This window comes from Neisseria shayeganii 871 (assembly GCF_000226875.1).
Classification (GTDB): Bacteria; Pseudomonadota; Gammaproteobacteria; order Burkholderiales; family Neisseriaceae; genus Eikenella; species Eikenella shayeganii.
This window is the reverse complement of the sequence record NZ_JH164926.1, coordinates 379386-391865: the sequence shown is the minus strand read 5'-3', so window position 1 is coordinate 391865 and position 12480 is coordinate 379386. Positions and strand designations below refer to the sequence as shown.

Sequence of the window (12480 nt, the reverse complement as noted above, 5' to 3'; positions counted from 1 at the left end):
GATAAAACAGTATGGCGGTGTTGGGTTGGATACCCAAGATATCGGCAGCAGAACGGGCGGTTACTTCCAGCACAAAATATTCGAGCAGCTTTCTTTGTGTCGTCTTTTCTAATTTACAGTGGGTTATCTTCATTTTAGTAGCCTAGCATGACTGCTAATCTACTTCAGCCCCTTAATTAAATCGAAACAGCTCTAATGCCGATCATCCGAGAACAAGTGGAGCCTGACAGTATTGTTTATATGGATTGTTACCGCAGTTATGACGTTTTGGACGTGAGCGAGTTTGCGCATTTTCGCATCAATCACAGCACGCATTTTGCCGAGAAGCAAAACCACATTAACGGGATTGAGAATTTTTGGAACCAGGCGAAACGCCATTTATGCAAGTTCAACGGGATTCCCAAAGCGCATTTTGAACTGTATTTGAAGGAGTGCGAATGGCGTTTCAACAACAGTGACATAGAAGTTCAAATTCGTATTTTGAAACAATTAGTAAAAGAGAATTTGGCATAGTTTTCTAGGACAGCCCCAAGTTTTTAATCACTCTGTCACAAAAATCCGTCAAGAAGCTTTTAAAGATATACCCGGGGGAAATGAACGGCACGCATGCTGATACTCAGCCCGCAAGCGCATAATAATGTGATGATTTATCAAAAGCTGGTACACACCTTGCCGGATGCCGAAGCCTATATCCGCGACTTTTTTGAGCTCGGTCTGGATTTGGTCAACCGTTATTTTTACAGCGAAGACGAAAAAACCTTTTTAAGCAGTTATCCGATTGAAGGCGAGTTTCCGAATCCGCGTAGCGATGCGGGATACGGAGGTTTGGGCAACTGCCTGGCGCAGGCGGTATTATTAAACTTCAATTATGTGGAACGGTTTATTAAGGGAGATTTCCCGACAGATCGTCCTATTTTTGAACCTTACCGGCAACGAGCGGCAGAATGGTTGCCGATATGGCGCGAACGTGCGGCGGCTATGGGCAGCATACTGAAACCGGGTAGATGATACAGTGGGTTTGTATGGTATAGCAGCCTACTGTTCGCAGCAGGCTACCTGAAAGCAAGTCTCTTTCAGGTAGCCTTCTTCATGCGTTTGGCAGAGTGTGATGAATCAGCGGTGGTAATTCGGCGCTTCTTTGGTGATTTGCACGTCGTGAACGTGGGATTCGCTCATGCCGGCGGAGGTGATTTCCACAAATTCGGCTTTGGCGTGCATATCGGCAATGCTGGCGCAGCCGAGATAGCCCATGCTGGAGCGCAGGCCGCCCACCAGCTGGTGGATAATCTGCACAATCGGGCCTTTGTAGGGCACGCGGCCTTCAATACCTTCGGGCACATATTTGTCGGCGCTGTCCTGCTTGTCTTGGAAGTAGCGGTCGCTCGAGCCTTGGCTCATGGCGCCGAGTGAACCCATACCACGGTAGGATTTGTAGGAGCGGCCTTGGTAGAGTTCGATTTCGCCGGGCGCTTCGTCGGTGCCGGCAAACATACCGCCGAGCATCACGGTGGAGGCGCCGGCCGCTAGGGCCTTGGCCACGTCGCCGGAAAAACGGATGCCGCCGTCGGCAATCAGCGGCACGCCGGTGCCTTCCAAGGCTGCGGCAACATTGTGGATGGCGGTCAGCTGGGGCACGCCCACGCCGGCTACGATGCGGGTGGTGCAGATGGAGCCCGGGCCGATGCCCACTTTAACGGCGTCGGCACCGGCAGCCACCAGATCGCGGGCGGCTTGCGCGGTGGCGATGTTGCCGCCGATGACCTGTACCTGCGGGAAATGCTGCTTCACCCAGCGCACGCGGTCCAGCACGCCTTGGCTGTGGCCGTGGGCGGTGTCCACCACAATCACGTCCACTCCGGCGGCCACCAAGGCGGCGACGCGCTCGTCGGTTTCTTTACCCACGCCCACTGCGGCGCCGACGCGCAAACGGCCGTCGCTGTCTTTGTTGGCATTGGGGAATTCGGTGGTTTTGACAATGTCTTTTACTGTGATCAGGCCTTTGAGTTCGTCTTGGGCGTTCAACACCAAAACGCGCTCGACTTTGTGGCGGTGCATCAGCTCACGGGCGTCTTCAATGCTGGTGCCTTCGCAAACGGTGACCAAATCGGCACGCGGGGTCATGATGGCGGAAACCGGCAAATCCAAGCGGGTTTCGAAACGCAGGTCGCGGTTGGTGACCAAGCCGACCACTTTGCCGTTTTCCACCACCGGCAGGCCGGACATTTTGCGTTTGCGTTGTGCACGCATATGCAGCAGGTCGCCGATCCGCATATCGGGGGCAATGGTTACCGGGTCTTTCACCACGCCGCTTTCGTGGCGTTTGACTTTGGACACGGCCAGCGCCTGGCGTTCGATGCTCATGTTTTTGTGGATGATGCCGATGCCGCCTTCCTGCGCCATGGAAATGGCCAAGCGGGCTTCGGTAACAGTGTCCATGGCGGCGGACACCAAGGGGAGATTGAGGGAGATGCCGCGGGTAAGCGGGGTTTTGAGACTAACGTCTTTGGGGAGAACTTGTGAGTGTGCCGGAACCAGCAATACGTCATCAAAGGTATAAGCTTTTTCGACGATGCGCATAATTAAACCTTCTTGCAGGGGGTCAATGATGCGGCGGCATTGTAGCAAAATTGTCTGCTTCGAGTAAACGCCGAAGCGGATAAACCCTGCGCAGGCATGACAGGGCAGCGGCAATTGCAGTAGAATGGCAACCGTTTATCAACCGGATCCAGTGGGAAAACAGACATGAAGAATATGAATAAAAAAATATCGCTTTCGGTGTTGTGTGCGGCCTTGCTGTTCGGCTCCGGCCATCTGATGGCGGAAGATGTGTATAACTGGCGCAGCGAACGCGGCGTCAATACTTATTCCGATGTGCCGCGCAATCTGCGTCCGCAAAGCAGCAACATCGTGAATGTCCGCACGCAGACCAGCCGCCCCGCTGCCGCGCCCCCCAGCCAGCAGCAAAACCAGCTGCCGCAGATCCAGGGCGGTCAGGGTGAAATCTCCGCGGCCGATTTGCGCGCGGCGGCCAACCGCGTGGCCGAAGAAGAAGCCAGAAAGCTGGAAGAGGAAAACCGCAAAGTGCGCGAGCAGAACGAAGCCACCCAAGCCAGTAACTGCAATGTGGCGAAACTTAATCTGCAATACGCCCAAACCGCCCGCGTGGAAAACCGCGACCAATTGGTTCAGCAGTATCAAAACAATGTCAACGCTTACTGCAAGTGATCGGTTGCGGCTTGGATACGGCACAAAGCACGCGTGAGGAGCAGCCGGCTTTCGATGTGGCCGGCTACCTGAAAAACCTACCCAACCTGCCCGGCGTTTATCGTTTTCTCGATAAAGACGGGCAGGTTTTGTATGTTGGCAAAGCGGTGAATCTGAAGCGGCGCGTGGGCAGCTACTTCCAGAAAAACGATCTCTCGCCGCGCATCGCCCTGATGGTGCGCCAAGTGGCTTCAATCGAGGTGAGCGCCACCCGCTCGGAAACCGAAGCGCTGATTCTCGAAAACAACTTCATCAAGGCCTTGTCGCCCAAATACAATATCCTGTTTCGTGACGACAAAAGTTATCCATACTTGATGCTCAGCGGGCATGAGTTTCCGCAAATGGCGTATTACCGCGGCAGCCTGAAAAAGCCCAACCAGTATTTCGGCCCGTATCCCAACGGCTATGCGGTGCGCGACAGCATACAGATTTTGCAGAAAGTGTTTCTGCTGCGTACCTGTGAAGACAGCGTGTTTGAGCACCGCGACCGGGCCTGCCTACTGTACCAAATCAAACGCTGCTCCGGCCCCTGTGTGGGCCACATTTCGCGCGAGGCCTACCGGGAAAGCGTGGCCGAGGCAGTCACTTTTCTCAATGGCCGCACCGACCAATTGTTGCAGACATTCACGGCAAAAATGCAGCAGGCCGCTGCGGCGCTCGATTTCGAACAGGCCGCCCGTTACCGCGACCAAATCCAAGCCTTGGGCACGGTGCAGAGCCAGCAGTTTATCGACAGCAAAAATCCGCATAATCCGCACAACATCGACATCTTGGCTTTGGCGGCGGAGCAGGGCAGCGTGTGCATTCATTGGGTCAGCATCCGCGGCGGCCGGCGGGTGGGCGACAAAAGTTTTTTTCCCGATACGCGCCACCACATTGCAGAAGACCCGACCTCCTACGGCGAAGCCTTTGCCGCGCAACATTATTTGGGCAAAGACAAACCCGATGTGATAATCAGCAACTTCAGGCTACCTGAAAGCCTGCAGGCTGCTTTAAACGAAGAGCAGGGGCGGCAGATTCAGTTTGTGTCGAAAACCGTGGGCGAGCGCAAAGTCTGGCTGAAAATGGCCGAACAAAATGCTTTGCTTGCCATCCGCCAGCATGTGCAGCAAAACCAAAACCAGGCGCAACGCGTGGCCGCGCTGGCCGAACTGTTGGGTATGGCGGCAGAGGATTTGAACCGCATCGAATGTTTCGACATCAGCCACACCCAAGGCGAAGCCACGGTGGCTTCCTGCGTGGTGTATGAACGGCAGGACATGCGCCCCGACCAATACCGCCGCTACAATATCGCCACCGCCAAAGCGGGTGACGATTATGCCGCCATGCGCGAGGTGCTGACCCGCCGTTACGGCAAGCTGGCCGCCGGCAACGAAGAAGACGGCCGCTGGCCCGATTTGGTGCTCATCGACGGCGGCAAAGGGCAGGTGGCGATGGCGCAGCAGGTGTGGCGCGAATTGGGCATTGCCCTGCCGATTGTGGGCATTGCCAAAGGGCCGGAGCGCAAAGCCGGCTTGGAAGAGCTGATCATTCCGCATCTGGATGCCGTGATGCAGCTGCCGCCGCATCATCCGGCCTTGCATCTATTGCAAACCGTGCGCGACGAGTCACACCGTTTTGCCGTCAGCGGCCACCGCCGCAAACGCGGCAAAGCGCGCACCACATCAACGCTGGCAGAGATTCCCGGCATCGGCCCCAAGCGCCGCCGCAGCCTGCTCACTCGCTTCGGCGGTTTGCGCGGCATCCAGGCCGCGAGTGTGGACGACTTGGCGCAAACCGAGGGCATCAGCAGGGCTTTGGCTGAAAAAATTTATGCGGCCTTGCACGACTAAAGGCTACCTGAAAACGGTTTGGGCGGCGGTTTGGCCGCGTTCGGCAAAAGATTGATTTTGAGTATTGTGGCAGACAGGCGTTCGGCTTGCGCCATCGGAAAACATTATGTCTTGGAATATTCCCATTCTGCTTACCTGGTCGCGGATTTTGATGATCCCGCTGTTTACGGCGCTGTTTTATCTGCCTGCTGCCTGGCGCGGCGATATGCAGTTCGTCAATTGGAGTGCGGCCTTTATCTTCGTGCTGGCTGCCGTCACCGACTGGTTTGACGGCTTTTTGGCGCGCCGTTGGCAACAGACTTCCGATTTCGGTGCGTTTCTCGATCCGGTGGCGGACAAGCTGATGGTGGCGGTGGCGCTGATTTTGCTGGTGAAGCTGGAGCGTACTTGGGCCATCTACGCCATGATCATCATCGGCCGCGAAATCACCATTTCCGCCTTGCGCGAATGGATGGCGCAGTTGGGTAAACGCAGCAGCGTAGCTGTGGCCACCATCGGCAAATTCAAAACCGCCGCCCAAATGGCGGCCATTACGCTGCTGCTGCTGGAAAGCTGGCCGGCACGGGGCTGGAACTTTATTTGGTTGGGCAATGCCTTGATGTTGATTGCCGCCGTCTTAACGCTGTGGTCGATGTTTTACTATCTGAAAATGGCGATGAAAGAGTTCAGGTAGCCTCAAACTTTCCCTGTCATTTGGCAGGGAAAGTTTATCTTTAAGATAAACATTTGGTTATGAAAATATCGGCTTTGACAAGTCTTTCGCCGGCCGGCAAATTTTCGTACTATTGCGCCCGTCTACTTAACTTACCAGCACACTTTGACCAGTGTGCTTCTTTGCAAAAATTCACAGGGAAGCCGTGCCATGAACGATACCGCCAATATGAAAGTAACCAAGCGTGACGGCCGTTTGGAAGACATTAATTTAGATAAAATCCATCGTGTCATTACTTGGGCCGCCAAAGGATTGAATCTTGTGTCGGTATCGCAAGTGGAGATGAAATCCCATATCCAGTTTTACAACGGCATCCGCACGGAAGACATCCACGAAACCATCATTAAGGCGGCCGCCGATTTGATTTCTCCGGAAACCCCGGATTACCAATATCTGGCCGCCCGCTTGGCCGTATTCCACCTGCGAAAAATCGCCTACGGGGAGTTCGATCCGCCGCATCTGTACGACCATGTGCTCAAGCTGACCGAAGCCGGCAAATACGACCGCCATATTTTGGCCGATTACAGCCGCGAAGAGTTTGAGGAAATCAACGGCTATATCGACCACGAACGCGACATGACCTTCTCTTACGGCGCGGTCAAGCAGCTCGAAGGTAAATATTTGGTGCAAAACCGGGTGACCCGCCAAATCTACGAAACGCCGCAGTTTCTGTATATTTTGGTGGCCATGTGTTTGTTTGCCAAATATCCGCAAGCCACCCGTCTGGATTATGTGAAACGCTTTTACGATGCTGTTTCCACCTTTAAAATTTCCCTGCCCACGCCGATTATGTCCGGCGTGCGCACGCCGACGCGCCAGTTTTCCAGCTGCGTGCTGATTGAGTGCGACGACAGCCTCGATTCCATTAACGCCACCACCAGCGCGATTGTGAAATACGTTTCCCAACGCGCCGGCATCGGCATCAATGCCGGCCGCATCCGTGGCTTGGGCAGCGAAATCCGCGGCGGAGAAGCGCAACACACCGGTTGTATTCCGTTTTTCAAAATGTTCCAAGCTGCGGTCAAGTCTTGTTCGCAAGGTGGAGTGCGCGGCGGCGCGGCCACCCTGTTTTACCCGCTTTGGCACATTGAGGTGGAAAGCCTGTTGGTGCTGAAAAACAACCGCGGTGTGGAAGACAACCGCGTGCGCCATCTCGACTACGGCGTGCAAATCAACCGCCTGCTCTACACCCGTTTGATCAAAGGCGGCGACATCGCCCTGTTTTCGCCACATGAAGTGCCCGGCCTCTACGATGCCTTTTTTGCCGATCAGGACGAATTCGAGCGTCTCTATACCCAATACGAGCAAGACCCGACCATCCGCAAACGCGTGTTGCCGGCCACCGATTTGTTCTCCCTATTGATGCAGGAGCGCGCCGGCACCGGCCGCATCTATATTCAAAACGTCGATCACTGCAACACCCACAGCCCGTTTGATCCCGCCGTGGCACCGGTGCGCCAGTCCAATCTGTGCCTGGAAATCGCGCTGCCCACCAAGCCTTTGAACGACATCAACGACGAAAACGGCGAAATCGCCCTCTGCACCTTGTCCGCCTTTAATCTGGGCACCCTAGAAAACCTGGACGAATTGGAAGGCCTGGCCGATTTGGCCGTGCGCGCGCTGGACGCCTTGCTCGATTACCAAGACTACCCGATCAAGGCGGCGCAAATAGCCACCATGAATCGCCGCACCTTGGGCGTGGGCGTGATCAACTTTGCCTATTATCTGGCCAAAAACGGCACCCGTTACAGCGACCCGGCCGCCCTGGGCCTGACCCACCGCACCTTTGAGGCAATTCAATACTATCTGCTCAAGGCCTCGGTGAATCTGGCCAAAGAATTCGGCCCCTGTCCGCTGTTTCACGAAACCACCTATGCCCAAGGCGAACTGCCCATCGACACCTACAAAAAAGACCTCGACGGCATTTGCAGCGAGCCTTTGCACTTAGATTGGGAAGGCCTGCGCGCCGATATCCTGCAACACGGCCTGCGCAACTCCACCCTCACCGCGCTGATGCCCAGCGAAACCAGCTCGCAAATCGCCAACGCCACCAACGGCATCGAGCCGCCGCGCGGTCTGGTGTCGGTCAAAGCCTCCAAAGACGGCATTTTGAAACAGGTGGTGCCCGAGTTTGAACGCTTGAAAGACCAGTACGAAACCCTGTGGCAAATGCCGAATAATGAAGGCTACCTGAAACTGGTGGGCATTATGCAGAAGTTTGTCGACCAGGCGATCTCGGCCAATACCTCTTACGACCCGGCCAAATTCGAAGGCCATAAAGTGCCGATGAAGCAGATGCTCAAAGACCTGCTCACCGCCTACAAATTCGGCCTCAAAACCCTCTATTACCACAACACCCGCGACGGCGCCGACGATACGCAGGTCGATTTGCAGGACGATGGCTGCGTGGGCGGAGCATGCAAGATTTGAGATGCTTGGTAACAGATATTTCAGGTAGCCTGGACGCCACATGAAATATCTGTTTACATTACATTAAAGGGCATTCAGCATTTGATGAATGAGGAAAGACTTACTCCCCTGACGCCAGACGAGCAAACATAGAATTGCACAAGTTTCAGTTTGCTTTTCTACTGCCTGTGTAGCATAGCGACACAAACAATGTCTGAATTGATAACCCATTATGCTGATTAAATCTGCCGACAATCAAAGTCAACGTTTGCAACTTTTGGAGTACTTGCTGAGTCAGCCTTTGGATCGACAGCAAAAAACTTGGCTCGAAAAACAATTAAAGATGCTCAAAACCGGCAGACAGGGCGAAAAAGATGCAGCGTTTCATCTGAATGCCCGCTACCGAGACAATCAGTTTTCTGCACTGTTTCATGATTTCCGTATCGAAGTAGACGGAGAAGTTGCCCAAATCGATCACTTGGTGGTCAATCATTTATTCGCCATTTTATTTGAAACCAAAAACTTCAATGGCAATGTTTCCATTAATGAGCATGGCGAATTTTCAGTCCAGTATCCGGGCGGTAAAAAAAAAGGAATACCTTCTCCCTTGGATCAAAGCCAGCGACATGCCAGGGTTTTGGGAAAACTGTTTGAACGCTTGGATATCAAGTCGATTACGGGCAGACCACTGCGGATACGCCATGTGGTTTTACTCTCTCCGCAATCCATTATCCACCGCCCGGCAGTAGATAAGTTTGATACCCGCAATGTGATCAAAGTGGATGCCATTGAACGATGGTCTCAAGACTTTATCAATCGGGAAGCCAGCGTGGGTAAAGTAGTGGCCTTGGCCGGGGAAGTGATTGCCAATATGTTGTTTAACCCCTCATCGTTCGGCGGTGTCAGTGATAAAGCCATGCAACAGCATACCCGGGAAATAGCCAAACGTTTACTGCCCTGCCATGTACCGGCATCTGATTCGTTGAGCCTACCTGCCTTTTTAAACTTGAAACAACCATTTTGCGCGGATTGCGGCCAAGCAGTCAGCGTGGCCGAATATCGTTTGTGTACTCTGTATGCCAGCCGATTTGGTCATCAGATTTATTGCCGTACGCATCAGCAGATGGCCTTGTCTAGGCAGGCAGCAAACCCAGACAAAGCAGCATCCTCTGCGAATGTGCTTAACGGCAAACAAATTCAATATTGCGACTTTCCCGGTTGTGGATTGGTACTGAGTAACGATATTGTCGGCTATTGTCAACGCCATAGCGCCCGTTTCGGCGGCGGCTTATATTGCCGCCAACATCAAAAAAACTTTGCTTCAGGAATGGCGCCTGTCATTGGTACGGCAAACAGACAAACGAGCCGCCCAATATATTGCCAGCATCCCGATTGTGGCAAGATCCTCAGTCCGGCAGTAATACGGTACTGTAAAAACCATGCTGATCAATTCAATGGCGGCCTTTATTGTATGGCACATCAGCGAACCGAATTCGCCACATCCTGATAACAGCGCTTAAGCTGCCTGAAAAACAGCATATCTTCTTTTAATTCTCAATATTGGAAACATGTCATGTCCTGCGAACATTTGGTCATGCAATACAGCACCTTTAGCAAAGCACAAAACAATGCTTTGCTGGAGCCGATGTTTCTCGGTCAGCCGGTGAACGTGGCGCGTTACGATCAACAAAAATACGAAATTTTTGAAAAGCTGATCGAAAAACAACTCTCGTTTTTCTGGCGGCCGGAAGAAATCGACGTTTCGCGCGACCGCATCGACTATCAAAACTTGCCCGAGCACGAAAAGCATATTTTCATCAGCAATCTGAAATATCAAACGCTGTTGGATTCGATTCAGGGGCGCAGCCCGAATGTGGCGCTGCTGCCCTTGGTGTCGATACCCGAGTTGGAAACCTGGATTGAAACCTGGAGTTTTAGCGAAACCATCCATTCGCGCAGTTACACCCACATTATCCGCAATATCGTCAACGATCCTTCGGTGGTGTTCGACGATATTGTACAAAACCAATACATCATCGCCCGCGCCGAAGACATTGCCTGTTATTACGATGATCTGATCGAATACAGCCAGTATTACAATCTGTTGGGCGAAGGGCGGCACCAGGTGGGCGACAAAGCCGTCACCGTCAGCAAACGCGAGCTGAAGAAAAAGCTGTATCTGTGCCTGATGTGCGTGAACGTGCTGGAGGCGATCCGTTTTTATGTGTCGTTTGCCTGTTCGTTTGCCTTTGCCGAACGCGAACTGATGGAAGGCAATGCCAAAATCATCAAGCTGATTGCCCGCGACGAGGCGCTGCATCTCACCGGCACCCAGCATATGCTGAATCTGATGAAGAGCGGCGCGGACGACGCGGAAATGGCGGAGATCGCCGCGGAGCTGGAAGGCGAATGCTTTGAACTGTTCAAAAAAGCTGCTGCCCAAGAGAAAGAGTGGGCCGAGTATCTGTTTAAAGACGGCTCCATGATCGGCCTGAATAAAGAAATCCTCAGCCAATATGTGGAATACATCACCAATTTGCGTATGCAGGCGGTGGGGCTGAAACCCGCTTTTGAGGGGGCCAACCAAAATCCGATTCCGTGGATCAATGCCTGGCTCTCGTCCGATAATGTTCAGGTGGCCCCGCAGGAAGTGGAAATCAGCTCTTATCTGATTGGCCAGATCGATGCCGAAGTTAATGCCGAGGATTTGGGCGATTTTGAACTGTAAACCATGAAACGGCGAAACAGGCTACCTGAAAGGCAAGCGCGTGTTCAGGTAGCCTGTTTGTTTGGGCGCTGTATCAATAAATGGCTGAAGCCGCTGCGTTTGCTGCGCTTTTTGTCTTTCTACCGTGTGTTTGTTATGCCTTTGATCACCACCCGCAATAGTGCTTTTTACCTGCAGGAAGGAGAAACCTTGCTGGAGGCTTTGGAGCGCACCGGCCACGAAGTCGAATACCAGTGCCGCAGCGGTTATTGCGGTTCCTGCCGACTCAGGTTGTTGTCCGGCAGCGTGAGATACCGTGAGCTGCCGCTCGCTTTTTTGGCACCCGGCGAGATTTTGCCGTGCTGCTGTGTGGTCAAAGAAGACATTGAATTAGATTGTGCCGTTCGGCAACGCGAGCCGGATTTGTTTGAGCGAGACTTGTTTGGGGAAGAACAAGCAGAAGAATGAGTGTTGTTTGTCTGGATGCCTAAACAGGGGCGCCGAATCGGTAAAGTCGTGCCGATTCGGCGCCCCTGTTTTTCAGCCGTTGTGTAGGGGGCCTTAGTTTGATACCTGCTGTTTGCCGAGAATCATGGAGCCGATGCCTTGATCGGTGAAAATTTCCAGCAGCAGGGCGTTCAATACGCGGCCGTCGATGATGTGGACGGCATTGACGCCGTGGGTGGCGGCTTCGATGGCGGAACTGATTTTCGGTAGCATACCGCCGTAAAGGGTGCCGTCAGCCACCAATTCGTCGATGCGCTCGGGCGTCAGATTGGTCAGCAGATTGCCAGCCTTGTCCAGCACGCCGCTGATATTGGTCATCATCACCAGTTTTTCCGCTCTCAACTCTTCGGCCAGCTTGCCGGCCACCAAGTCGGCATTGATGTTGAAGGCTTCGCCGTGGCGGCCGACGCCGATGGGCGCGATAACGGGGATGTAGTCATGCTCGATCAGGCCGCGGATCAGAGACACATCAATGCTTTCGACCACGCCGACCTGGCCGATATCGACGCCGTTGCGTTCAGGGGTGTTGATGAACAGCTTTTTGGCGCGGATGCAGTGGCTGTCGCGGCCGCTGATGCCGACGGCTTTGCCGCCGTTTTGGTTGAGCAGGGAGACGATTTCTTTGTTGACATGGCCGCCGAGCACCATTTCGACAATATCCATGGTTTCGCTGTCGGTGACGCGCATGCCCTGTACGAAAACGCCTTCTTTGCCGACTTTCTGCAGCATTTCGTTGATTTGCGGGCCGCCGCCGTGTACCACCACCGGATTGATGCCCACCAATTTGAGCAAAATCACGTCCTTGGCGAAACCGTCTTTCAAATGCGGTTCGGTCATGGCGTTGCCGCCGTATTTGATGACGACGGTGGCGCCGGCAAAGCGGCGGATATAAGGCAGGGCTTCGGAAAGAACGGTGGCTTTGAGGCTGGGCGAAATGGGTGCGGAGGCGGTGGTCATGATCTGGGAGATGATAGAAAAAGGATGTGGTCAAGGCTACCTGAAAAGGTTGCGGCACAACATTTTTCAGGTAGCCCGAGGCGTGTTGCCGC

10 protein-coding genes and 2 pseudogenes are annotated in these 12480 nt (G+C 53.7%); 9 read left to right on the top strand and 3 right to left on the bottom strand.

All coding sequences use genetic code 11. From position 1 onward, the window contains the following. A pseudogene (locus tag HMPREF9371_RS11285) lies at positions 1 to 133 on the bottom strand (IS1595 family transposase); the annotation flags it as partial. 59 nt (positions 134 to 192) lie between these two features. Here HMPREF9371_RS11285 and HMPREF9371_RS01760 point away from each other — a divergent pair. Both HMPREF9371_RS01760 and HMPREF9371_RS01755 read left to right on the top strand, forming a co-directional pair. Further along, a pseudogene (locus tag HMPREF9371_RS01760) lies at positions 193 to 513 on the top strand (IS1595-like element ISNsh1 family transposase); the annotation flags it as partial. A gap of 93 nt (positions 514 to 606) precedes the next feature. After that, entirely contained in the window at positions 607 to 1008 is a 402-nt protein-coding gene (locus HMPREF9371_RS01755; protein WP_009118106.1) for a hypothetical protein, read from the top strand. 105 nt (positions 1009 to 1113) lie between these two features. On the opposite strand, the gene guaB is transcribed toward HMPREF9371_RS01755, so the two are convergent. After that, a complete protein-coding gene (gene guaB / locus HMPREF9371_RS01750; RefSeq protein WP_009118105.1) occupies positions 1114 to 2577 on the bottom strand; it encodes an IMP dehydrogenase in 1464 nt (487 codons plus the stop codon). Positions 2578 to 2751: 174 nt separating this feature from the next. On the opposite strand from guaB, the gene HMPREF9371_RS01745 reads away from it, so the two are divergent. From HMPREF9371_RS01745 to yfaE, 7 genes are all read left to right on the top strand, one after another. Continuing rightward, positions 2752 to 3225 (top strand): DUF4124 domain-containing protein, encoded by a 474-nt coding sequence (locus tag HMPREF9371_RS01745; protein WP_156786963.1) that lies wholly within the window; start codon positions 2752 to 2754, stop codon positions 3223 to 3225. An 11-nt stretch (positions 3226 to 3236) separates the two neighbouring features. Further along, a complete protein-coding gene (gene uvrC, locus HMPREF9371_RS01740) occupies positions 3237 to 5096 on the top strand; it encodes an excinuclease ABC subunit UvrC (protein ID WP_050797933.1) in 1860 nt (619 codons plus the stop codon). Between the two features lie 106 nt (positions 5097 to 5202). Next, positions 5203 to 5769, top strand: coding sequence for a CDP-diacylglycerol--glycerol-3-phosphate 3-phosphatidyltransferase (gene pgsA / locus HMPREF9371_RS01735; RefSeq protein WP_009118102.1), 567 nt, complete (start codon positions 5203 to 5205; stop codon positions 5767 to 5769). Between the two features lie 189 nt (positions 5770 to 5958). Then, positions 5959 to 8238, top strand: coding sequence for a class 1a ribonucleoside-diphosphate reductase subunit alpha (gene nrdA, locus HMPREF9371_RS01730; RefSeq protein WP_009118101.1), 2280 nt, complete (start codon positions 5959 to 5961; stop codon positions 8236 to 8238). 211 nt (positions 8239 to 8449) lie between these two features. Next, positions 8450 to 9724, top strand: coding sequence for a nuclease-related domain-containing protein (locus HMPREF9371_RS11280; RefSeq protein WP_009118100.1), 1275 nt, complete (start codon positions 8450 to 8452; stop codon positions 9722 to 9724). 87 nt (positions 9725 to 9811) lie between these two features. Further along, complete coding sequence (gene nrdB / locus HMPREF9371_RS01720; protein WP_040660622.1) at positions 9812 to 10945, top strand: class Ia ribonucleoside-diphosphate reductase subunit beta; 1134 nt, start codon at positions 9812 to 9814, stop codon at positions 10943 to 10945. Between the two features lie 135 nt (positions 10946 to 11080). Next, positions 11081 to 11392 (top strand): class I ribonucleotide reductase maintenance protein YfaE, encoded by a 312-nt coding sequence (gene yfaE / locus HMPREF9371_RS01715; RefSeq protein ID WP_040660621.1) that lies wholly within the window; start codon positions 11081 to 11083, stop codon positions 11390 to 11392. A 93-nt stretch (positions 11393 to 11485) separates the two neighbouring features. Here the strand turns inward: yfaE and argB are convergent, their stop codons facing one another. After that, a complete protein-coding gene (argB, locus tag HMPREF9371_RS01710; RefSeq protein ID WP_009118097.1) occupies positions 11486 to 12388 on the bottom strand; it encodes an acetylglutamate kinase in 903 nt (300 codons plus the stop codon). Positions 12389 to 12480 lie beyond the last annotated feature (92 nt).

Bases quoted from the DNA above. Each gene is read 5' to 3' on its own strand.
- HMPREF9371_RS01755 (WP_009118106.1), top strand. From the start codon at position 607: ATGCTGATACTCAGCCCGCAAGCGCATAATAATGTGATGATTTATCAA.
- guaB (WP_009118105.1), bottom strand. From the start codon at position 2,577: ATGCGCATCGTCGAAAAAGCTTATACCTTTGATGACGTATTGCTGGTT.
- HMPREF9371_RS01745 (WP_156786963.1), top strand. From the start codon at position 2,752: ATGAATAAAAAAATATCGCTTTCGGTGTTGTGTGCGGCCTTGCTGTTC.
- pgsA (WP_009118102.1), top strand. From the start codon at position 5,203: ATGTCTTGGAATATTCCCATTCTGCTTACCTGGTCGCGGATTTTGATG.
- nrdA (WP_009118101.1), top strand. From the start codon at position 5,959: ATGAACGATACCGCCAATATGAAAGTAACCAAGCGTGACGGCCGTTTG.
- HMPREF9371_RS11280 (WP_009118100.1), top strand. From the start codon at position 8,450: ATGCTGATTAAATCTGCCGACAATCAAAGTCAACGTTTGCAACTTTTG.
- nrdB (WP_040660622.1), top strand. From the start codon at position 9,812: ATGCAATACAGCACCTTTAGCAAAGCACAAAACAATGCTTTGCTGGAG.
- yfaE (WP_040660621.1), top strand. From the start codon at position 11,081: ATGCCTTTGATCACCACCCGCAATAGTGCTTTTTACCTGCAGGAAGGA.
- argB (WP_009118097.1), bottom strand. From the start codon at position 12,388: ATGACCACCGCCTCCGCACCCATTTCGCCCAGCCTCAAAGCCACCGTT.